Genomic DNA, 22,971 nt, shown 5'->3' with positions numbered 1-22,971 from the left:
GCATTATTTTATCATAAAATGAATAGGAGGGACACATTATGGCTGAAGAGCTTTGGAAAGAAATGATAAGATTAAGTGATTTACTTTTCTTAACCATGCAAACTGAAATATTTTTTATACTGTATATAGTGAGCGGATTAATTATTATGTATTATTTATTCCATCCCTTGGTTAAGTTCGTGATGGCCTTGGAATGGAATACTCTAATAACGTATATGTTTGCTGTTTTAATCATGATCCTGATCATTTCTGCATTTATGGATGTACCAGATTGGAGATATGTCCTTTATGGTGTGTTGATCTTTTCTATTATCATCAGTATAAAAAGAAGTTTCTCTATCATTAGAAAAGATCAACCTTACTCAAGTTAAAATATTGACTAGTCATTTGACCAAATAAAAGGGGCCATCTCTAAGAATTTAGGGACAGCCTCTTTTTTATAGTGAAAATTACCGATGTTTTCTTTTGTGGTAGAAAGGAGATAGAGAAGAGGTTTGTTGTAAAAAGGGTTGATAGTTAGAATGGCGCTTGTTTGTTGACTTCGAAATAGACCAGTTTAAATATTGATAAAGGATTGTTTTTGCCTTATTCAGCGAAAGGGTAGGCTTTTGATTACGATAACTTTCATCTAATTGACCAAGATGGGGTAATGTTTCCATATCTTCTTTATTAGGTGGAGTGTGAAAGTAATAATTTCCAACCTGAACTAGTAAAACAGAATGTTGTCGGCTTTGCTTTGGGTTTTTGGAATAGTGCAAACCAACTTTTACTGCTTTATTCTCCTTAATAAGCTTTTTCATTGTTTCGTTTTTTAGTCGATATAATTGAGTGGGGTCAGGCGCGGTTTTCGCATGACGATTGACAATAAATAAAGCTTGTCCAATTTTTTCCATTGTGTCATTTGAATTGTTCATTTATTCACCTTCTTTCCATAATATTAAATACTATAATAAAAGTAGAAGGAGGCTAAATCCTTCTACTTGCTACTTTAATTCATTGATTTAATATCTTCAACTATTTTTTGCATATTGTCTGCTTTTTGTCCATTATATCTTTTTATAGCATTGCCATCTGGTGAAACTAAATAAAAGCTTGTGCCATGAATAACTTGATCACTATTCTCTGGGTTTTCTACCAATTCTTTAAAGGACTTATTAACAAATTCTTTGATCTCTTCATCAGTGTAACCTGTAAGTGCGTGCCAATTATCAAATGTTCCTCCACGTTCTTTAATATATTTCTTTAAAATCTCAGGAGTGTCATTAGTTGGATCAACACTAAATGAAACCAATTCGGCATCAATATTTTCTTCTTCTAAAAGGCTTTGCAGTCGTGCCATATTTGCGGTCATTGGTGGACAGACCGTTTCACAATTAGTGAATATCATGTCGGCAATCCAAAACTTTCCGTCTAAATCACTTTTTGATAGTTTTTCACCGTCTTGATTAGTAAATGTGAAATCTTTTACTTCATATGAAAAGTCACCTTCATATTCATTTGAAGAATCCCCACTCAGTATATTACCTGAACAACCGGCTAAAAGGAATACAATAAATAACATTAGAACTGTATTTAATTTCATAGTTTCACCTCGTTTATGATTTTTTTAATTGATACATCGTAATTTCAGGTTTGCAGAAAAATCGATACGGTAATCTTGTAGTACCAACACCACGACTAACGAACAATTGTAATGGGTGGCTACCGATTACATAGGTCCCTTCAACATACTTTTCAGCCAAGTGTGGCGTATAGATATACCCTATAAAAGGTAGTTGAACTTGCCCACCATGACTGTGACCCGATAATTGTATATCAATCGGATAGTCTTTTGCAATGTCTGCAAAATCAGGTTCATGTGCCAGTAATATTGTCAACTGATCGTTATTAATTCCATCGATAGTTTGCTTTATATCAGGCTTACCTAATAACACATCATCAATACCTGCAAGATAAATCATATCACCATTTTTATTAATCTGTCTGTGTCCATTTTGTAACAATTCAAAACCACCCTGTTGAAAAACATCCTTTAAAATTTCCGTTCCATATCCACCATGGTCATGGTTACCATATATCCAAAACTTGCCGCCTTTAGCTCGTAGTTTACCTAATATAGATATTAATCTATCATCAATTTGATATGTACGAGGATTATCTATTAAATCACCAGTGAATACGATCATGTCCGGTTCTAATTGATTCATTTTATCTACTAATTCAGCCAGTTGATCGATTGTATATTGAAAACCTATATGAGTATCAGTAAACTGAAGTATTTTATATCCTTCAAAAGAGTTAGGGGTTTTGCTTGAATGAATATCAACATAATGTATATCTAACATACTTGGTTCTATTTCTCTCGCATAATAATATGTACCACCACTAAGCCCGAAAGCAGTAATGATACCACCAAATAATCTTTTCAAAAAAGTTCTACGGTTCATACAGTTTAAAAGCCCTTTCTATTAAAAACCTTAATATATCTGTTTCATTATAGCATGCTGTTAAGTATTTATGATATCCAAGCGATAGATTACACAAATTTTTAAAATTTATGTTAAAATATATATGCTGATATCATAATAGCTCCTTCACCAAAGGAAAAAGGAGTGGCCCATATGTCTAGTGTACTTAAAAAATCGTTAACTGAAATGACTGTAGAGGATTTAATGATACCCGCAGAAAAGGTAGCACACGTTCAAGTAGGTAACCCTGTAGAACATGCTTTACTCGTACTAGTTGAGTCAGGTTATTCATCTGTTCCTGTTTTAGACTTGGAATATAAATTCAAAGGCACGATTGCCAAAACACCGATCTTAAAAAGTGTCATGGGAATGGAACGGTTTGAAATGGAGAAATTAGCAGAGACAAAAGTAGAAGCTGTTATGCAAGCAGAACTACCAACTTTAACAAAAGATACTGATTTTCTAACTTGTCTAAAGGTAGTAATCAATCATGCATTTGCATGTGTTGTAGATGAAGATGGATATTTTCTGGGTATTTTAACGAGACGTGCTATTTTAAAAGAAGTTAACAAATCAATGTATACGACAAATTAATAATACTTGTAAAAGTAAATTATTTTTTGTTACATTTATAAAAACAACAATTATTGGAGGAAGTAAACAATGAAGCAAATGGACGCACATGAGATTATTTCATTTATTTCAAACAGTAAAAAATCCACACCCGTAAAAGTATATGTAAAAGGTGAGGATTTGGATAAAATTGCAGAAACAGGCTCCATCCAGACTTTCTTAAATGAAACAAACGGAGTTATTTTCGGTGAATGGAAAGAAGTAAAAGAATTACTTGATACATATAAAGATAAAATTACTGATCATGTAGTGGAAAATGACCGCCGTAATTCAGCCATACCACTATTAAATATGAAAGACATTAATGCACGTATCGAGCCTGGTGCGATTATTCGTGAACAAGTAGAAATCGGTGATGGTGCAGTTGTTATGTTTGGTGCTATGATAAATATCGGTTCTGTAATTGGTGAGGGAACAATGATCGATATGAACGCATCATTAGGTGGCCGTGCAACAGTAGGTAAGAATTGTCACGTTGGAGCTGGTGCAGTATTAGCAGGAGTAATTGAGCCACCATCTGCCCAACCAGTAATTATTGAAGACGGTGTTGTAATCGGTGCGAACGCAGTCGTACTTGAAGGTGTTCGTGTTGGTGAAGGAGCAGTTGTTGCAGCGGGAGCAGTTGTTACAAAGGATGTACCACCAAATACAGTAGTAGCTGGTACACCGGCAAAAGTTATTAAAGAAATTGATGACCAGACAAAATCAAAAACAGAAATTATGGAAGCATTACGAAAATTAGATGATTAATAAAAAGTAATGAGGCAGGGTCATATCGATCCTGTCTTGTTTTAACTATAAAGTGAGACTTCCATCGGTGGTGGTTTTACGGACACGATTATCACCGTGATAAAATGGATCAGAAAGGAGTTCTACATGAATAAGAATGAATTAGTAACAATTAGACGTTCACTGCACCAGATACCTGAGCTTGGTTTTCGAGAATATAAAACCCAATCTTTCTTATTAGAAACAATTGAAAAGATGAATCGGCCGAACATTGAAATTACTAAATGGGAAACAGGGTTATTCGTTTATGTAAAAGGAAATAATCCGAAAAAAACAATTGGATACCGTGCTGATATCGACGGATTACCAATTACAGAAGCAACAAAATTCTCATTTGAGTCACAACATCCTGGTCAAATGCACGCATGTGGACATGATTTACATATGACAATTGCTCTCGGAGTACTCGATGAAATAAGTGCTAATCCGATTGCTGATAATGTTTTATTTATTTTTCAGCCAGCCGAAGAGGGACCAGGTGGAGCAGAGCCTATGCTTTCTTCGGATACGTTTAAACAATGGAAAGTGGATAGTATTTTTGCATTACATATCGCACCTGAACTACCGGTCGGAACGGTTTCAAGCAAAGCAGGGATACTATTTGCTAATACAAGTGAATTATTTCTTGATTTTACTGGAAAGGGAGGACATGCAGCATATCCGCACCTAACAAAAGATATGATCGTTACGGCTAGTAGCTTTGTTACACAATTACAACAAATCATATCAAGAAAAGTAGACCCATTAGATAGTGGTGTGATTACGGTTGGAAAAATGACAGCTGGTACTGTGCAAAATATTATAGCAGAAACTGCTCGCTTAGAGGGTACCATCCGTACATTACAACCTGAAACAATGAAGATTATAAAAACAGAGCTGGAAAAAATCATCAAAGGATTTGAAATTGCCTATGATTGTACTATTGAAGTGGATTATGGTGCGATGTATTATCAGGTGAGCAATGATAAACTATATGTCGATAAATTTGCAGAAGCTGTTCAAAAGGAAGGGATACAGTTTATTGAAGCAAATGCGGCGATGACCGGTGAAGATTTTGGATATTTCTTAAAGGAAATACCAGGTTTCATGTTTTGGTTAGGAGTAGACTCTCCCTATGGCTTACACCACAGCAAACTAAATCCGAGTGAAGATGCAATAGAAGTAGGGATCAAAGCAGTAACCGCAATGATGAAAGAAGGATAGGTTGTATTGAATGATAATATGATTTACATCATTCATATGCGCATTAACTGATGATGTGTAACTATTGATCAAAGTGGTAACTTTGACAATGTTAAAATGCTTAAAAAATGCTACGGCTTGCCCATTTACGATTTTAATGTGTTATCGTTCGTAGTGGTAACGCCCCCTAACTCTGGTGCCTATTTTAATATGATTTGAAATGCTAAACATCCGCTCCGGCTGCCCACTTCCCTTTCCGTGGGGTTTTATCTTCAGCTAACTTTTCCAAGCAAAGACCGCTTGGAAAAGTGGATCTTCAGAGAAAACATTCCCACAGGAGTGAAAGCGTGCGCCTCCGCTAAAAAAGTTCTACAACGTTTATGACCGTTAGCTTTTTGAACTTTGGAAAAGATTAGCGAAACTTATTCAGGGTGTTAGTGTCTGATATCCCTAAACTTATCAAAAGTTAGCAGAAGACACGCAATTCACATAATCGTTCGGAGTTTATTTTTTATCAAATCACTTTTGTTTCAGCCTCATTATATTGAAATAGAAAAACTCACTCTTTGAGAGTGAGTTTTTAGTTTATAAGACAAGTAGTATAAAATTGGCGCGAATGTCTACGCAAGCGCCCAAAAACTAGGCGACTTCACGAATCGCTCAACGTTCGCAAGCTCACCGTGATTTCATTATCTCAGTTGATTCTGAAGTCGCTACGATTCTAAGCGGGCGCTCTGCGCTTTTCTTAGTTATTTTTTTGTATGTTTACTTGATGTGGGAATGGGATTTCGATATTGTTTTCATCAAACGCTTCTTTTATCCGTTTACGAATATCTCTTTCCGCACCCCATTGTTCCATATTCTCGGTTTTTCCGATGATTCGTAACACAACCTCGCTTGACCCAAATGCTTGTACACCTAATACATCTGGACCTTCCGCAAAGCGAGGATCTGACGTGAACTCTTCACAAACACTTTTTAATACAGCCACTGCCTGATCAATATTGTCATCATAACTAATTCCGATATCAACTAGTGCACGCATATTTCCTCTAGAGTGGTTACTAACTCCAGCAATCTCTCTGTTAGGCACATAGTGAAGGGTGCCATCGAAACCACGAATTTTTGTAGTTCGCAACCCAACTTCTTCCACAATTCCGTTGTATCCAGCAGCTGTCACATAGTCGCCTACATCAATTTGTTTTTCTAATAAAATGAAAAATCCTGTTACGATATCACTTACTAAGCCTTGCGCCCCGAAACCAATCGCTAAACCTACAACACCTGCACCAGCAAGAAGCGGGCCAATAGGTTGTTCAATAATCCCGAAAAACATAACAACAAACACAAAAATTAATACATAAGAAAAAACGTTTAATAATAATTTTTCTAATGTTTGAATCCTTGCTTCCGAAACGTTTTGTTTTGAACTCGATTTATTAAGAGCTGCGGATATTAACTTTTTTCCGATTGGAGATATAACAAGTAATGCAATGATAAGTATTACAATTTGGATACCGTAATTGATCACATTCTCTAATATGTAACCCCAATCAATTTGTAATCCGTCTTCGAACATATGAATCCTCCTCTAAATGGTGATAATACTATGATATAAAAATGCTTTGCTACAAGCAAACAAAAAAACAAATTCCTTGTATAAATGCCCCTTTTTAAATAATCTAAAAAAATTTTTAGAAAATAAGTCGAAAAGGTGGAAATTTATTTCGGATGCCGTTATATTTATACATACGTAAAAAAATAGGGGGTGCAAACAAGATGGAAACATTTCAAAAACTGAAAAACTTTTATTGGCCTTTTAAAAAGTACTTTTTCTTATCAGTGTTTTTTGTAATGATTGTAGCCGGTATTACGGTAGTATATCCTATCATTTTACAGATAACGATTGATGATGTGGTTATACCTGGAAACTATCGACTTGTCCCATTTCTTGCAGTTGGTTTTTTATTGATTATGGTTGTAAAAGGGGTTTCTAACTTTTTACAGCAATACTTAGGTGACTTATTTGGAGTAAAATCTGTTTACACTTTACGAGATGAGTTGTACAAGAAATTGCAAAGGCTTTCTTTTACTTATTATGACAATGCTCGTACTGGTGATTTAATGTCAAGATTAACAATGGATGTAGAAGGGTTCCGTTTTTTCTTAGCAGCCGGTTTTCGTGAATTAATCAGAGTATCATTATTAATTCTGATCAGTTTAGGGGTAATGTTTTATTATTCTATACCATTAGCATTAGTAACAATGGCTGCTATGCCATTCTTAGCTGTTGTTGTTTACCGATTTGATAAAAAGGTACACCCAGCATTCCGAAATGTTAGGAAATCATTAGGTCGATTAAATACTCGTATTCAAGAGAATGTAAGTGGTATGAATACGGTTAAATCTTTATCAAAAGAAGATTTTGAGATTGAAAGATTTACATCAAATAATGCTAACTATAAAGAAGTTAATATTTTCACGTCTAACATTTGGTCGAGATATTTTCCGTTAATGGAGTTTATCGGAAATATTAGTATGGTAGCATTATTAATTTATGGTGGTTACTTAGTGATTAATGGTTCCATACAGCTAGGTGAACTTGTAGCTTTCTTCAGTTTGGTAACATATATTTTAGGGCCTTTAATGCATTTAGGCTTTATTGTGAACCAATTTTCACAGGCAAAGGCATCTGGTGAACGACTGTTGGAAATTCTTGAAGCAAAAGAAGATATAATGGAAGAAGAAGACCCGATTATTCCGGAACGCATTAAAGGTCATGTTACTTTTAACAACGTTTCTTTAACGTATACGGAAGATGATGATTCTGCACTAAAAAATATTTCGTTTGATGCGCCACCAGGAAAAGTAGTAGGTTTAATTGGACCTACTGGTGCAGGTAAAACGAGTATTACACAATTAATCACGAGATTTTATGAACCAGAAGAAGGAGAAGTTTTAGTCGATGGTAAACCAACTAGCTCCTACTCTTTAAAATGGTTACGTAAACACATTGGCTTTGTATTACAAGAGTCGTTTTTATTCTCTACAACAATTAAGGAGAATATTTCCTATGGTAATCCAGGCGCAACCATGGATGAGATTATAGCTGCTGCTAAACGAGCGCAGGCACATGATTTTATCATGGAAATGCCGAATGGTTACGATACATTACTTGGGGAACGTGGTATGGGACTTTCCGGAGGGCAAAAGCAAAGAATTGCAATAGCTCGTGCGATTTTAATTGACCCTAGTATTTTAGTGTTAGATGATGCAACGTCAGCAGTAGATATGGAAACTGAATTTCAGATTCAAAAAGCGCTTAAAGAAGTTATGGATGGTCGGACAACATTTATTATTGCGCATCGTATCTCTTCATTAAAGCATGCTGATGAGATTCTTGTATTAGAAGAAGGAGTAATCAAAGAACGAGGTACACATGAACAATTGGTTAAACAGAATGGAGCATACCGTCGCATCTACGATATACAATATCAAGATCGTGACAGTATTATGCAATCTGTTGAATAGAAGGAGGGAATTGAGATGGCTAAGTCGATGACAGCAAAAGAAATGAAAAAAGACAGTCCCCATTTGAATCGTTTTTATTATAAACTAGATCAAGCGGTGGAAAAGCCTTTTAACTGGAAACAGATGTGGCGGCTGCTTATATATTTAAAGCCATATGCAAAAACGTTAATGCCAGCTGCAATAGCGGTAATGCTAGTATCTACTATTGTCAGATTAGTTGTCCCCGTAATTATTGGTACATGGGTTATCGATAGGGCGATTGCAGACCAAGACATTAACTTACTTACGTATCTGATTATAGGAATTTCTGTATTATATCTATTAAGTTTTGTGGCAAACACGTATCGAATAAGATGGGTAAATATTTTAGGTCAACGAGTTATTCATGATTTACGTAAAAGTTTATTCTCTCATATTCAACGTTTATCTCACAATTTTTTTGATAAAAGATCAGCAGGATCTATTCTTGTACGAATATTGAATGATGTTAACTCTTTACAAGAATTATTTACGAACGGGATTATCAATTTGCTAATGGATGTTGTTATGCTGTCAGGTATTATTGTCATCCTGTTTGCTTTAAGTCCACCATTAGCACTAGCCGTTCTGCTAATTTTACCAATTATGTTCTTTATTTCTACTAAATTAAGAAGAAAGATACGCCGTACGTGGCAGGATGTACGTATTCAAAAATCACGTCTGAATTCACACTTGAACGAAAGTATGCAAGGGATCCGTATTACCCAATCTTTCTCACAGGAAAAAGAAAATACAGAATTCTTTAATGGTGTGAACACAGATAACTATGAAAAAGAACGAATTGCCATGAAAAAGAGTGCATATTTCGGTCCTTTCGTAGAGATGAGTAACGCGATTGGTACAGTGATTCTAATTTCATATGGTGCACACCTCATTATTACAGGAAATATTGAAATTGGTGTGTTTGTTGCCTTTGCTTTCTATTTAGGTATGTTCTGGGAACCAATTTCTCGTTTAGGACAGATTTATAATCAATTATTGGTAGCAATGGCTTCTTCAGAACGTATTTTTGAGTTTTTAGATGAACAACCAAATGTCGAAGAGAAAAAGAATGCAAAAGCTTTTAATGATATGAAGGGTCATATCGTATTTGATAAAGTACAATTTTCTTATGATGAAGATCGCGTAGCATTACATGAAATTTCATTAGAAATGAAACAAGGTCAGACGGTAGCGTTAGTTGGTCATACTGGTTCTGGTAAGTCGACGATTGCTAATTTAATCAGTCGTTTTTATGATCCAACCAGTGGTACAGTCAAGATTGACGGACATGACCTTCGCGATATGCGATTGGACAGTTTACGTACGAACATTTCAGTTGTATTGCAGGATACTTTTATTTTCTCAGGAACCATTATGGAAAATATTCGTTTCGGTCGTCCAGAAGCAATGGATGAAGAAGTGATAGAAGCTGCAAAAGTTGTTGGAGCAGATGACTTTATTAATAGATTGTCCAATGGATATCATACTGAAGTAGAAGAACGGGGGAATATCTTGTCTGCTGGTGAAAGACAGTTGTTATCTTTCGCTCGAGCGTTATTAGCTGATCCAAGGATTTTAATATTAGATGAAGCGACAGCTAGTATTGATACGGAAACAGAAATGAAGATTCAAAAAGCACTAAAAAAATTGCTTGAAGGACGTACAGCAATTATGATTGCTCACCGTTTGTCTACTATTAGAGAAGCAGATAATATTATCGTGTTAGAGCATGGTCGTATTTTGGAACAAGGTAATCATGATGAACTAATGACCAAAAAAGGCGAGTATTATGATCTTGTTAAATCGCAATTTGAAATGTTAGATGCTTTATAAGAAAAGCTTAGTGTCCCCACTTAAAACGTAGGCACTTCAGAATCAACTGAGATAAAGGAATCACGGTGAGCAAGTGACGTGATGAAGACTTTCGCTGGTTATCACCAATCGACAAGTTTACGTTAATTCGTGAAGTCGCCTAGTTTCAGGGCACTTTCGTAGACATTGCTGTTTATACTTTCTGATAGTATAAATTACATGGAAACCAGGTATTAAATCTGGTTTCTTTTTTGTTGCAATGTGATAAAATGATTATGATTATAAGTGTTGGAGGAGTTTATATGAAACGTGAATTTGCAGTTATTGGTTTAGGTAGATTTGGAGGAAGTATTTGTCGGGAGCTAAGTGCAGACGGGATGGATGTACTGGCGATCGATATACAGGAGGATAAAGTAAAAGAATTCAAAAATATTGCAGCACATGCGGTAATCGCTGATACAACGGATGAAAATGTGTTAAAAGAACTAGGTATCCGCAACATTGATCATGTTATTGTCGCAATTGGTGATGATATCCAAGCAAGTATTCTTTCCACTTTAATGTTAAAGGAACTGGGAATTAAAAAAATAACTGTTAAAGCTCAGAATGATTATCATGAAAAGGTTTTAAATAAAATTGGTGCAGATCATGTTGTACATCCTGAGCGTGATATGGGAAAGCGTATTGCGCATAGTATCATTTCCACCAATATTTTGGATCATCTTGAGTTATCTGATGATCATAGTATAGTAGAGGTAAAAGTAGGGGAGAAAATGGATGGAAAAACGTTGCTGGAATTAGATATTCGTGCTCAGTATGGCTGTAACGTTGTGGCAATTAAAGAAGCAGATGAGAAAGGTATTAATGTCTCACCGATGGCAACACAAAAAATCGAGCAAGATGATATCCTTATCGTTATTGGAGCAGATAAAGACATTTCCCGATTCGAAAAACAATTGGTTGTAGAAGATTAAGTACTTATTGGTGCAGCATTGTTGAAACTGTCATTACTATTTAAACCACTACAAAACCCGTTTCAATTTGAAACGGGTTTTGTTTAGCTTTTTTTATACTTCCATAATGATTGGTAGGATCATTGGACGACGTTTTGTTTTGTCATATAGGAATGGTGCGATTGTATCGGTTATTTCATTTTTGATTTCAGACCATTGTGTAGTTCGGCGTTCCATTACCTTATTTAAGTGTTTGGAAACAAGCTTTTGGGCCTCGTTAATTAAGTCTTCAGATTCACGCATATAGACAAAACCACGTGATATAATATCTGGACCAGATGCGATTTGGAATTCTTTCATATTGATACTTACGACAACGATAACTAGTCCTTCCTCGGAAAGGATACGACGATCACGTAATACAATATTACCAATATCTCCAATTCCACTACCGTCCACATATACTGAACCAGAAGGAATCTTACCAGCTATCGCAGCACTATCTTTGCCTAATGCCAATACTTCACCATTATCCATAATAAAACTATTCTTAGGTGAAATACCACAGCTATCTGCTAATTTCGTATGTTCATTTAACATACGATATTCCCCATGGATTGGCATAAAATATTTAGGTTGTATTAATCGCAACATTAATTTTTGCTCTTGTTGCCCACCATGACCAGATGTATGGATATCGTTAAGTGGTCCATGAATAACTTCAGCACCGGCGCGGTATAATTGATTAATAATTCTGCTAACACTTAATGTATTCCCAGGGATTGGTGAAGAAGAGAATACTACTGTGTCACCAGGTATAATCTGGATTTGACGGTGTGTGCCGTTCGCAACCCTAGATAGTGCTGCCATTGGCTCTCCTTGTGAACCGGTACAAAGAATGGTCACTTCGTTAGCAGGAAGTTGGTTTATTTGATGTGCATCAATAAACGTATTTTTAGGTGCGCGAATATATCCGAGCTCTTGTCCAATCTTAATGGAAGCTTCCATGCTTCGTCCGAATACGGCAACTTTACGGTTATGTTTAACGGCTGCTTCAACGACTTGTTGCAAGCGGTGAATGTTTGAAGCGAAAGTAGCAAAAATTAATCTGCCATCCACTCTTGAGAAAATATCATTAATACTGTCACCAACTACTCGTTCTGATAAAGTAAATCCAGGAACTTCACTGTTTGTACTGTCTGATAATAGACAAAGAACGCCTTCTTTACCGATTTCAGCCATTTTTGCCAAATTGGCAGGTTCTCCGACTGGTGTAAAATCAAATTTAAAGTCACCAGTGTGAACAATATTTCCTGGAGGTGTTTTTACAACAATACCATAAGAATCGGGAATACTATGTGTCGTTCTAAAGAAGGACACAGCTGTTTTTCTAAACTTGATTACATCATCCTCTTGGAAGGTGTGTAACTTAGTCTTACGTAATAATCCATGTTCATCCAATTTATTTCGAATAAGTCCAACTGCTAATTTACCAGCATAAATAGGCACATTTAATTCGCGTAGTAAATAAGGTATCCCACCAATATGGTCTTCGTGACCATGTGTGATGAATAAGCCTTTTATTTTGTCTTGGTTTTGCACAAGGTAGGTGTAATCGGGAATGACATAATCGATTCCTAATAACTCATCTTCAGGAAATTTTATTCCTGCATCGATAAGTATGATTTCATCTTGGAATTGAACACCGTATGTGTTTTTACCAATTTCACCTAAACCACCCAGAGCAAAAACCGCTGTTTGGTCATTTTTCACAAATTTCATATACTAAGCAGTCTCCAATTTAAAAAAAGGGGATTGTTGTTCATATTCTAAGTGTGCCTCACTTAACAATTGGATTAATTCAATATTTATTTGTTTTTCCTTTAAAGAGTCGCGCACTTCTCTTTCAGAAGAAGCTTCGATATACAAACTCTTTGTATGTTCACGTACAGGTATTTCTAATGCATTTTCTTGGTAAAGTACCTTGTAGATCATGTTATCTCTCCTTTTGCTGTTATTTATTTGTTTTTCGATTCTATGGTTTGTTTTGACTGTTTGTAAATGTCATCAGAACGATTAATGGTAGTTGGTATACGTTTTCTCCGTAAAACTTCCCGCATGCGTCGCTTTAATTTTTCTCTTAAACGTTTTAACATAATTACTGCTCAACTCCCTCCTACCTATATAGAAAAGAAAAGCAAGTATTCAACGAACCGATCCAATCCCTATTACTATATAGTATAGTATGAATTTCGAAAATTTGAAACAAAAAAGGCTAAAATAAATGAATTATTTTCTAAATCACCTTTATTATGGTCTTGGTTCAGTGGCTTTTACTTAGTTTTAACTACGAAGATTATACTTATGCATTTTCTTCATGGTATAATCATTACTGGTAATTTTTAATATAAATATAGAGGAGAATGAAAGTGGGACAAAAAGTTGTATTTCTTGATATTGATGGGACAATCTTAAATCATGACAAACAAATACCAAATGAATCAAAAGTGGCTGTGAAACAACTGCATGATGCTGGTGTGATTGTCTCAATAGCTACTGGACGCGCACCATTTATGTTTCAAGATATTTTAGAAGAATTAAATATTCAATCGTATATATGTTTTAATGGACAATATGTAGTATTTAATGGAGAAGTTGTTTATCAGAATCCAATTGATTCTGAACAACTTGAAGAATTGACTAAATATAGTGTTAATCATCATCACCCACTTGTTTACCAAAGTATTGATGATATGAAATCGTCTGTAAGTAATCACCTTCATATAGAGGAAAGTATGGGTAGTTTAAAACGAAGACATCCGTTAGAGGACTCGGAGTATTATAAAAATCAAAAAATCTTTCAAGTTTTATTATTTAACAAGGAAGAAGAACAACATATCTACGAAGAGAAATTTCAAAAGCTAAACTTTGTAAGATGGCATCCTGTTTCCTGTGATGTAATGCCTAGGTATGGGTCAAAAGCAAATGGAATTGAAAAATTTATAGAAGCACTCGATTTAAATTGGGAAGATACCTATGCATTTGGTGACGGGCTCAACGATTTAGAAATGATCACAAAGGCTCATACAGGAATTGCGATGGGGAATAGTGTACAAGAAGTAAAAGAAGCAGCGGACCTAGTAACAGATGATGTAAATCAAAACGGTTTAAGCAAAGCCATGAAGAAATTATCATTGATTAAATAAAATTGTGAGGAATGCTGAGAAGAGGACTTGTCTTTTGGGTTTTAAATGGAAGCAATAGGGTGTAATAATAAATAATCCCGTTTCATTGATGAAACGGGATGCTGATATTTGAAGGTATTTTGCTTTTAAAGATTATTGATCACAAGGTTTGGAATTTTCCGGAACTGCAAAGGGGTCCTGTTTATTAATACGGTCATAAAACATCACACCATTTAAATGATCAATTTCATGTTGGAACACAATTGCAGCATAACCTCTTAATTTTAGTTTCAATTCATTACCATCTAAGTCAGTAGCTTTTATAGTAATCTTTTGGTAGCGCGGTACATATCCAGGGACTTCTCTGTCAACAGATAAACACCCTTCACCACCAGGCAAATATGTTTCTGCCACTGAATGGCTGATAATTTTAGGATTAAACAGACCATAGCTGTATTCTTTCTCATCAAAGTCTTGAAAGTGAACAGCAATCATTCTTTTGGAAATGCCAATTTGAGGAGCTGCTAAACCAACACCTGCTCGTAATTCATACTTTGCAGCGATTTCCTCATCCTGACTATTTTTTAAAAACTGTAACATTTCTTCTAGTGTTTGTTGCTCTTCATCAGTCGGTGGCAATTCCACTTCTTTTGCCACTTGAGTTAAAACAGGGTTACCTTCTCTAACTATATCTTTCATTGTAATCATTAACATACACCTCTTCATAAATATTCGTATTATCTATGATAACGAAAAATGAACAAAAAATATAGAATTCTACTAACCAATTTTCACTTTTGTTCAAATGCTTAGTCATTTTATGTTATAATAAATTGGCTTATAATTATTAAAGAAGTTGTTTTAGGAGGATTTAGGGGATATGAGAAGATTATTACAATTCGGCTTTTTGCTCACGCTGGTATTAGCGGGATGTAGTGGAGAATCTGCCGCTAACGACATGTATGACCATCTAGAGAAAACAGTTGAATTAGAGCAACCATTTGCTGAACAACAAGAACCATTTCAAGCTCTAGAAAAGGAAGAACAGGAACTTTATAATCAAATTATCGAATTAACAGCTGATCAGATGGATGAAATTACGTCTTTGTCAGAACAAGCCATTACTACAATCGAAGATCGCAAAGAATTACTTCAAACAGAATTGGAAAGCATGCAAAAAGCAGAACAAGAATTTTCTCAAGTAAAAGAATATATTGATGATTTGGATGAAGAACCTAAAAAAATAGCTGAAGAAATGATCCAAACGATGGAGCAACGCTATAAAGTTTATCAACAATTGAATGATGCCTACTTAGCATCTTTAGATCAAGATAAAAAACTATATGAGTTATTCATGGATGAAAAACTCACAGAAGAAGAACTTCGTAACCAAATTGATACTGTGAATCAATCATATGATGATATAATGGAAATTAACAAGCAATTTAATGAATTGACGGATACATACAATCAGCTTAAAGAAGATTTTTATAAAGCAGCTGATTTAAATGTCGTATATGAGTAAAGCTTTCGATTATTCGAAAGCTTTTTTTCTATCATTTTTTTTGGGCAATTAAAATAGTACAGATAAAAAAAGAAAGTGAAACAGTTTTAAATAAAGCGCTTTAATTAATGTTAGAATCCCATTTTTAATCAATAATATAAAATTATAATTAAATCTTGCAAAGTGTTTGACCAACAGACTTCAATAAGCTAAACTATACATGAGTTAAAATTGTACCATTATTATAAGTCGATTCTTATGTAACAGTTTGTTAATTACATAAGTTGATTATTTTTAGTCCAGAAGGGTATAGCAATAATAATGACTTTGGTACAGATTTTTTAATCTTTTGGGAAAGCTAATTTTGATAAATTAAATTAGGGATTGAGAAAGGAAGAGGTGAATTCTTTTGAAACGTACTTTAGAAAATATTGAAGATCAGTTTGAAACGTTTCAAATTCTGAATGAAGAAGGTAAGATCGTTAACGAAGATGCTATACCTGATCTTTCAGATGAAGAACTAAAAGAAATGATGTATCGCATGGTGTATACAAGAATTCTTGATCAACGTTCAATTGCTTTAAACCGTCAAGGACGTTTAGGTTTCTATGCACCAACTGCAGGTCAAGAAGCATCACAATTAGGAACACAGTTTGCACTTGAGAAGGAAGACTTTATTTTACCGGGTTATCGTGACGTACCACAGCTAATCTGGCATGGGCTTCCATTATATCAAGCATTCTTATTCTCCCGTGGTCATTACCATGGTAACCAAATGCCTGAAGGTGTTAATGCTTTAAGTCCACAAATAATCATTGGTGCACAATATACACAAGCTGCTGGTGTAGCATTAGGTATGAAAAAGCGTGGTAAAGAATCAGTAGCTATTACTTATACTGGTGATGGTGGTACTTCTCAGGGTGATTTCTATGAAGGAATTAACTTTGCAGGTGCTTATCAAGCTCCGGCTATTTTTGTTGTGCAAAATAACCGTTTTGCTATTTCGGTACCAGTTGAAAAACAATCTGCAGCTACTACATTAGCTCAAAAAGCGGTTGCTGCTGGTATTGAAGGAATCCAAGTAGATGGTATGGATGTTCTTGCTGTCTATGCAGCTACTAAAGATGCAAGAGATCGTGCTGTAAAAGGTGAAGGTCCTACTTTAATTGAAACATTAACATATCGTTATGGTCCTCACACTATGGCTGGTGACGATCCTACTCGTTATCGTACGGAAGAAATGGATAATGAATGGGAGAAGAAGGATCCAATTGTTCGTTTCCGTAAATTCCTCGAAGAAAAAGGTTTATGGTCTGAAGAAGAAGAAAATGAAGTAATCGAAAAAGCTAAAGAAGAAATTAAAGCAGCGATTAAGAAAACTGATGAACAACCAAAACAAAAAGTTACTGATTTAATTGGTAATATGTATGAAGAACTTCCAGCTCACTTGCAGGAACAAATGGAAGAATATAAAGCAAAGGAGTCGAAGTAAATCATGGCTCAAATGACAATGATCCAAGCAATTACTGATGCTTTAAGAGTAGAATTAAAAAATGATGAAAATGTACTTGTATACGGTGAAGATGTTGGCCAAAACGGTGGTGTTTTCCGTGCAACAGAAGGTTTGCAGGATGAATTCGGTGAAGATCGTGTATTCGACACTCCTTTAGCTGAATCTGCCATTGCAGGTATCTCAATCGGTCTTGCAACTCAAGGATTCCGTCCGGTACCTGAGATTCAATTCTTTGGTTTCGTATATGAAGCAATGGATGCAATTAACGGTCAAATGGCACGTTTACGTTACCGCTCTGGTAATACGCAAACTGCTCCAATCACTATTCGTTCACCATTTGGTGGTGGTGTGCACACACCAGAACTTCATGCTGACTCTTTAGAAGGACTTATTGCACAACAACCAGGTATGAAAGTAGTCATTCCATCTGGTCCTTATGATGCAAAAGGTCTTTTAATTCAATCTATTCGTGATAACGATCCGGTAGTGTTCTTAGAGCACATGAAACTTTACCGTTCATTCCGCGAAGAAGTACCTGAAGATGATTACACGCTAGAGTTAGGTAAAGCAAATGTAGTACGTGAAGGTAATGACGTAACATTAATCGCTTATGGTGCAATGGTTCACTCTTCACTAAAAGCAGCAGAAGAACTAGAGAAGGACGGCATTGATGCAGAAGTAATTGACTTACGTACGGTTATGCCTGTTGATTTTGATACGATTGTTAAATCAGTAGAAAAAACAAACCGCGTAGTTATGGTACAAGAAGCGCAACGTCAAGCAGGTCTTGCTTCTTATGTTGTATCTAATGTACAAGAACGAGCTATACTACACTTAGAAGCACCTATCCTGACTGTAGCTGCTCCTGATACAGTATATGCATTTACTCAAGCTGAAGAAGTTTGGTTACCAAACTATAACGATATTATCGAGAAAGTGAACAAAGTCATTAATTTCTAAGCAACAAAATTGAGACGGGAGGTCATATGAATGGCTTTTGAATTTAAACTGCCTGATATTGGTGAAGGAATCCATGAAGGTGAAATTGTAAAATGGTTTGTAAAAGCTGGTGAAGAGATAAAAGAAGACGACGTAATTTGTGAAGTGCAAAATGATAAAGCAGTTGTTGAAATTCCTTCTCCAGTTGAGGGGACGGTTAAAGAAGTACATTTTGATGAAGGTTCCGTTGCGACAGTTGGTGAAACTATTATTACTATCGACGCTGAAGGTTATGAAGATGAAGGATCAGCAGATGATGGTGACAATGCTGAAGCAAAAGATGAACCAAAAGAAGAGAAAAAAGAAGAAGCTAAAGATGACAGTGCGGCAAAAGAAGAAAAACAAGAGCCAGCAGCTAAAGATCCAAACAACCGCGTAATTGCGATGCCTTCTGTTCGTAAATATGCACGAGATAACAATGTTAATATTGCAGAAGTACAAGGAACAGGAAAAAATAACCGAGTATTAAAAGATGATATTGATGCCTTCTTAAATGGCGATCAAAAAGCAGTGGATACAACTGCTGGAGATCAAGCTAGTGAAGAACCAGCTCAAGCATCTACTCAAACAATTCCTGAAGGTGAATTCCCTGAAACTCGCGAGAAGATGAGTGGAATCCGTAAAGCAATTGCTAATGCAATGGTTAATTCTAAACATAAAGCACCACACGTTACATTACACGATGAAGTTGATGTTACAGAATTGGTTGCACACCGTAAAAAATTCAAACCAATTGCAGCAGAACAAGAAATTAAGCTTACTTATTTACCATATGTAGTAAAAGCTTTAACATCTGCATTATCTAAATACCCAATTTTAAATGCTTCTATTGATGATGAAACAGATGAAATCATCCATAAGCATTATTACAATATTGGTATTGCAGCTGACACAGATAAAGGTTTACTTGTACCTGTAGTGAAGAATGCAGATTCAAAATCAATTTTTGCTATTTCCAGCGAAATTAACGAACTAGCAGGAAAAGCAAGAGATGGAAAGCTTGCTCCTAACGAAATGAAAGGTGCTTCTTGTACTATCTCTAATATCGGTTCAGCTGGAGGACAATGGTTTACACCTGTAATCAATTATCCTGAAGCAGCTATTTTAGGGATTGGACGTATTGCAGAAAAACCAGTTGTTCGTGATGGTGAAATTGTTGTTGCGCCTGTACTAGCATTATCATTAAGCTTTGACCACAGAATTGTTGATGGTGCTACAGCACAATTAGCATTAAATCAAATTAAACGTCTGTTAGAAGACCCACAACTTATTATGATGGAGGGGTAAACAAATGGTAGTAGGAGATTTTCCGGTAGAATTAGATACACTTGTAGTTGGTGCTGGTCCTGGGGGATATGTTGCAGCAATTCGTGCAGCTCAAACTGGACAAAAAGTAACAATCGTAGAAAGAGGTGCTATCGGTGGTGTATGTCTTAACGTTGGATGTATCCCGTCAAAAGCTTTAATCGAAGCAGGTCACCGCGCAGAACATGCTCAAGGTGATGATACATTAGGAATTAAAACAGAAAATGTTTCTGTAGATTTTTCTAAAGTACAAGAATGGAAAGGCTCAGTTGTTAAAAAACTAACTGGCGGTGTAGAAGGATTATTAAAAGGAAACAAAGTAGACATCGTTTCTGGTGAAGTATACTTTGTAGACAAAAATACGGTTAAAGTAATGGATGATAAAAATTCTCAAACATATACATTTAAAAACTGTATTATTGCAACTGGTTCACGTCCAATAGAACTACCTAATTTTAAATATTCTGACCGTGTACTAGATTCAACGGGCGCTCTTAATTTAAAAGAAATTCCGAAAAAACTAGTTGTAATCGGTGGTGGATATGTTGGTACTGAATTAGGTTCAGCATATGCAAACTTTGGTACTGAAGTAACCATCCTTGAAGGATTAAAAGATATCCTTGGTGGCTTTGAAAAACAAATGAGTGCACTTGTTAAGAAGAAATTGAAGAGCAAGGGTGCAACCATTGTAACAGAAGCTATGGCTCAAGGTGTGGAAGAAACTAAAGACGGCGTTAAAGTAACATATGAAGCAAATGGTAAGAAAGAAACTGTTGAAGCAGATTACGTGCTTGTAACGGTTGGACGTAAACCTAATACAGATGAGCTTGGCTTAGAGCAAGTAGGCATCGAAATGGATGATAAAGGTCTTATTAAAATCGATGAACAATGTCGTACTAATGTAGATAGCATTTTTGCGATTGGTGACATTGTCGCTGGACCTCCGCTTGCACACAAAGCATCTTATGAAGGTAAAATTGCTGCTGAAGCAATTGCTGGAGAAAATGCGGTAATTGACTATAATGCCATCCCGGCTGTTGTATTCTCTGATCCAGAATTAGCTACTGTTGGTTATTCTGAAGAGGATGCGAAGGAAGCTGGTTACGATGTGAAAGCATCTAAATTCCCATTTGCAGCTAATGGTCGTGCATTGTCATTAAATGCATCTGACGGATTTATGAAGCTTATTACACGTAAAGAAGATGGTTTAATTATTGGGGCACAAATTGCTGGTCCAAATGCTAGTGATATGATTTCTGAACTTGGGCTTGCAATTGAAGCTGGTATGACAGCAGAAGACCTAGCGCTAACAATCCATGCTCACCCGACATTAGGTGAGATCTCAATGGAAGCAGCAGAAGTTGCGATCGGTACACCAATTCATATTGTAAAATAATAAGTAAACAAAGGGGAGTCTGCTGTGGCAGGCTCCTTTTTAAAACAAAAGAAAATGCACAAAAAACATAAACTACGGAATAACCTTTTCAGAGTTTTGCTTTCTCCCAATCTTTTTTTGCATGGAGTGTCATGGCACCGCTCCGGCAGAATACTGCGCTTTCCATGGGCACGGCTTCAGCTAACTTGGTAAAGAAGACCGCTTTACCAAGTGGATCTTCAGCTCGCGTGAGTTCCCATAGGAGTCTCCGTATTCTGCCTCCACTAATAACATTATTCTATCTTTTTAAAGTGGAAGTACTCGGAAACTAATTCCCGTGTATTACCTCTTTCAAAAATCAGCACACTACGCAGAGCGGAGGTAAGATACGGAGACTCCTGCGGGACCAGCACGTGTCCGAAGACCCCGCAAGAAAACGCCCTTTGTTTTCTGAGGAGACTGAGGCCGTGCCCGTGGAAAGCGAAGTATCTTGCCGTAGCGTATGCTTGCACTCATCAAAAACTAAGATAGAAGGAAGCAATTTTAAATATTTATTACTTCGCAGTTTGTATCTACTGCGCGTTAGGGGAGTGGGCCTGGTCTGGTCGTTTAATTAATTTGAAATGGAGGAATTTTCGTTGATTAAAAAGAGTATTTATACATTGCTGTTAGGGATATTGCTCATTTTGGGTGCATGTAATGACACCATGAATGACGACGATGAAGTAGCTGAGAGTGAAGACGCTAATACCGAAGAGACATCAACAGATCAAACAAAAAAAGAGAGTGAAGTAGAGGAAGAGCCATCGGTTACAGAGGAAAATGACGACAATAAGCCTGATCAAGAAAATATAGAAGAAGAACCAGTACAAAAAATAACGGAACCATTATATAAAATCGATGATAACTGGAGTGTAGTACCTATAGAAGAAGGCACGGATGAGAACGTAGTGTTAATTACCATCGATGATGCTCCAGAAAAATATGCTTTAGAAATGGCTCAAACATTAAAGGAACTAGAAGCTCCTGCAATTTTCTTTGTAAATGGACATTTCTTAGAAACTGATGAAAAAAAAGAACAATTACGCCAAATTCATGAGATGGGATTTGCAATTGGAAACCATACATACACTCATCCAAACTTATCAGATATTGATGAGAGTGAACAGAAAGAAGAAATCCTATCATTAAATGATCTTATTGAAGATGTTGTAGGTGAACGCCCGAAGTTTTTTAGAGCGCCGTTTGGAGTTAATACAGATTTCTCCAAAGAACTTGTAAAATCAGAAGGGATGCTATTAATGAATTGGAGCTTTGGATATGATTGGGAAAAAGATTATCAATCTGCGGACGCATTAGCTGATAAAATGGTTAATACAGAATACTTAACCGATGGAGCAAATTTATTAATGCATGACAGAGAATGGACTGCTGCCGCATTAGAAGATATTGTGAAAGGTTTGCGAGATAAAGGCTACGAATTCGTAGATCCTATGACGTTACAAGTACCGGAGTAATAGAAATTTCCCAAGCATTCCTTAACCTAAAACATCTTCGAATAGTTGAAAAACTATCTCGAAGGTGTTTTTGTATGTTCGAGAAAAAGCTAGTAGTGAGAATGAGCAATATATAATATTAATAAATCAATTCACGACATTTGCCTATTGACAAGACTCAATAAATACCTTATGATCCATTTAT

Annotated in this window: 21 protein-coding genes; 14 read left to right on the top strand and 7 right to left on the bottom strand. The window is 35.9% G+C overall.

Features of this window, described 5'->3' with window-relative positions; genetic code table 11:
- Positions 1 to 38 precede the first annotated feature (38 nt).
- The gene (locus ACTWP4_RS11320; RefSeq protein ID WP_443128868.1) at positions 39 to 371 is read left to right on the top strand and encodes a hypothetical protein; all 333 of its coding nucleotides are present in this window, start codon (positions 39 to 41) and stop codon (positions 369 to 371) included.
- Positions 372 to 449: 78 nt separating this feature from the next.
- Here the strand turns inward: ACTWP4_RS11320 and ACTWP4_RS11315 are convergent, their stop codons facing one another.
- The 3 genes from ACTWP4_RS11315 to ACTWP4_RS11305 all read right to left on the bottom strand — a co-directional run bounded on the left by ACTWP4_RS11315 (position 450) and on the right by ACTWP4_RS11305 (position 2,447).
- On the bottom strand, positions 450 to 914 hold the full coding sequence (locus tag ACTWP4_RS11315) for a YkyB family protein (RefSeq protein WP_443128867.1): 465 nt from the start codon (positions 912 to 914) through the stop codon (positions 450 to 452).
- Positions 915 to 988: 74 nt separating this feature from the next.
- Complete coding sequence (locus ACTWP4_RS11310; protein WP_443128866.1) at positions 989 to 1,582, bottom strand: SCO family protein; 594 nt, start codon at positions 1,580 to 1,582, stop codon at positions 989 to 991.
- Between the two features lie 13 nt (positions 1,583 to 1,595).
- On the bottom strand, positions 1,596 to 2,447 hold the full coding sequence (locus tag ACTWP4_RS11305) for a metallophosphoesterase (protein ID WP_443128865.1): 852 nt from the start codon (positions 2,445 to 2,447) through the stop codon (positions 1,596 to 1,598).
- A 174-nt stretch (positions 2,448 to 2,621) separates the two neighbouring features.
- Here ACTWP4_RS11305 and cbpB point away from each other — a divergent pair, with 174 nt between their 5' ends.
- The 3 genes from cbpB (at position 2,622) to ACTWP4_RS11290 (ending at position 5,093) form a co-directional block, all read left to right on the top strand.
- Positions 2,622 to 3,062: a cyclic-di-AMP-binding protein CbpB gene (gene cbpB / locus ACTWP4_RS11300; protein WP_443128864.1), complete on the top strand. Its 441-nt coding sequence runs from the start codon at positions 2,622 to 2,624 to the stop codon at positions 3,060 to 3,062.
- A 69-nt stretch (positions 3,063 to 3,131) separates the two neighbouring features.
- Positions 3,132 to 3,851 (top strand): 2,3,4,5-tetrahydropyridine-2,6-dicarboxylate N-acetyltransferase, encoded by a 720-nt coding sequence (dapD, locus tag ACTWP4_RS11295; RefSeq protein WP_443128863.1) that lies wholly within the window; start codon positions 3,132 to 3,134, stop codon positions 3,849 to 3,851.
- 126 nt (positions 3,852 to 3,977) lie between these two features.
- A complete protein-coding gene (locus tag ACTWP4_RS11290) occupies positions 3,978 to 5,093 on the top strand; it encodes an N-acetyldiaminopimelate deacetylase (protein WP_443128862.1) in 1,116 nt (371 codons plus the stop codon).
- A gap of 724 nt (positions 5,094 to 5,817) precedes the next feature.
- On the opposite strand, the gene ACTWP4_RS11285 is transcribed toward ACTWP4_RS11290, so the two are convergent.
- Positions 5,818 to 6,651: a mechanosensitive ion channel family protein gene (locus ACTWP4_RS11285; RefSeq protein ID WP_443128861.1), complete on the bottom strand. Its 834-nt coding sequence runs from the start codon at positions 6,649 to 6,651 to the stop codon at positions 5,818 to 5,820.
- Positions 6,652 to 6,851: 200 nt separating this feature from the next.
- Between ACTWP4_RS11285 and ACTWP4_RS11280 the strand changes: the two genes are divergently transcribed.
- The 3 genes from ACTWP4_RS11280 (at position 6,852) to ACTWP4_RS11270 (ending at position 11,410) form a co-directional block, all read left to right on the top strand.
- Positions 6,852 to 8,603, top strand: coding sequence for an ABC transporter ATP-binding protein (locus ACTWP4_RS11280; protein WP_443128860.1), 1,752 nt, complete (start codon positions 6,852 to 6,854; stop codon positions 8,601 to 8,603).
- Positions 8,604 to 8,618: 15 nt separating this feature from the next.
- Positions 8,619 to 10,457, top strand: coding sequence for an ABC transporter ATP-binding protein (locus ACTWP4_RS11275; RefSeq protein WP_443128859.1), 1,839 nt, complete (start codon positions 8,619 to 8,621; stop codon positions 10,455 to 10,457).
- Positions 10,458 to 10,738: 281 nt separating this feature from the next.
- Entirely contained in the window at positions 10,739 to 11,410 is a 672-nt protein-coding gene (locus ACTWP4_RS11270) for a potassium channel family protein (RefSeq protein ID WP_443128858.1), read from the top strand.
- A gap of 93 nt (positions 11,411 to 11,503) precedes the next feature.
- Here the strand turns inward: ACTWP4_RS11270 and rnjA are convergent, their stop codons facing one another.
- On the bottom strand, positions 11,504 to 13,171 hold the full coding sequence (gene rnjA, locus ACTWP4_RS11265; protein ID WP_443128857.1) for a ribonuclease J1: 1,668 nt from the start codon (positions 13,169 to 13,171) through the stop codon (positions 11,504 to 11,506).
- A gap of 3 nt (positions 13,172 to 13,174) precedes the next feature.
- Positions 13,175 to 13,384: a DNA-dependent RNA polymerase subunit epsilon gene (locus ACTWP4_RS11260; protein ID WP_443128856.1), complete on the bottom strand. Its 210-nt coding sequence runs from the start codon at positions 13,382 to 13,384 to the stop codon at positions 13,175 to 13,177.
- A 428-nt stretch (positions 13,385 to 13,812) separates the two neighbouring features.
- Between ACTWP4_RS11260 and ACTWP4_RS11255 the strand changes: the two genes are divergently transcribed.
- Positions 13,813 to 14,595, top strand: coding sequence for a Cof-type HAD-IIB family hydrolase (locus ACTWP4_RS11255; protein WP_443128855.1), 783 nt, complete (start codon positions 13,813 to 13,815; stop codon positions 14,593 to 14,595).
- Between the two features lie 132 nt (positions 14,596 to 14,727).
- Here the strand turns inward: ACTWP4_RS11255 and def are convergent, their stop codons facing one another.
- Complete coding sequence (def, locus tag ACTWP4_RS11250) at positions 14,728 to 15,282, bottom strand: peptide deformylase (RefSeq protein WP_443128854.1); 555 nt, start codon at positions 15,280 to 15,282, stop codon at positions 14,728 to 14,730.
- A 172-nt stretch (positions 15,283 to 15,454) separates the two neighbouring features.
- Between def and ACTWP4_RS11245 the strand changes: the two genes are divergently transcribed.
- The 6 genes from ACTWP4_RS11245 (at position 15,455) to ACTWP4_RS11220 (ending at position 22,787) form a co-directional block, all read left to right on the top strand.
- Positions 15,455 to 16,099, top strand: coding sequence for a YkyA family protein (locus ACTWP4_RS11245; RefSeq protein ID WP_443128853.1), 645 nt, complete (start codon positions 15,455 to 15,457; stop codon positions 16,097 to 16,099).
- 388 nt (positions 16,100 to 16,487) lie between these two features.
- Positions 16,488 to 17,570 (top strand): pyruvate dehydrogenase (acetyl-transferring) E1 component subunit alpha, encoded by a 1,083-nt coding sequence (gene pdhA / locus ACTWP4_RS11240; protein ID WP_443128852.1) that lies wholly within the window; start codon positions 16,488 to 16,490, stop codon positions 17,568 to 17,570.
- A gap of 3 nt (positions 17,571 to 17,573) precedes the next feature.
- Complete coding sequence (locus ACTWP4_RS11235; protein ID WP_443128851.1) at positions 17,574 to 18,551, top strand: alpha-ketoacid dehydrogenase subunit beta; 978 nt, start codon at positions 17,574 to 17,576, stop codon at positions 18,549 to 18,551.
- Between the two features lie 30 nt (positions 18,552 to 18,581).
- Positions 18,582 to 19,877, top strand: a complete 1,296-nt coding sequence (locus ACTWP4_RS11230; RefSeq protein WP_443128850.1) for a dihydrolipoamide acetyltransferase family protein — start codon at positions 18,582 to 18,584, stop codon at positions 19,875 to 19,877.
- 4 nt (positions 19,878 to 19,881) lie between these two features.
- On the top strand, positions 19,882 to 21,291 hold the full coding sequence (gene lpdA / locus ACTWP4_RS11225) for a dihydrolipoyl dehydrogenase (RefSeq protein WP_443128849.1): 1,410 nt from the start codon (positions 19,882 to 19,884) through the stop codon (positions 21,289 to 21,291).
- A 617-nt stretch (positions 21,292 to 21,908) separates the two neighbouring features.
- The gene (locus tag ACTWP4_RS11220) at positions 21,909 to 22,787 is read left to right on the top strand and encodes a polysaccharide deacetylase family protein (RefSeq protein WP_443128848.1); all 879 of its coding nucleotides are present in this window, start codon (positions 21,909 to 21,911) and stop codon (positions 22,785 to 22,787) included.
- The last annotated feature ends 184 nt before the right edge of the window (positions 22,788 to 22,971 follow it).

It is taken from the genome of Gracilibacillus sp. D59, from assembly GCF_052246695.1.
Classification (GTDB): domain Bacteria; phylum Bacillota; class Bacilli; order Bacillales; family Amphibacillaceae; genus Gracilibacillus.
This window is presented reverse-complemented; position numbering and strand designations above follow the sequence as displayed.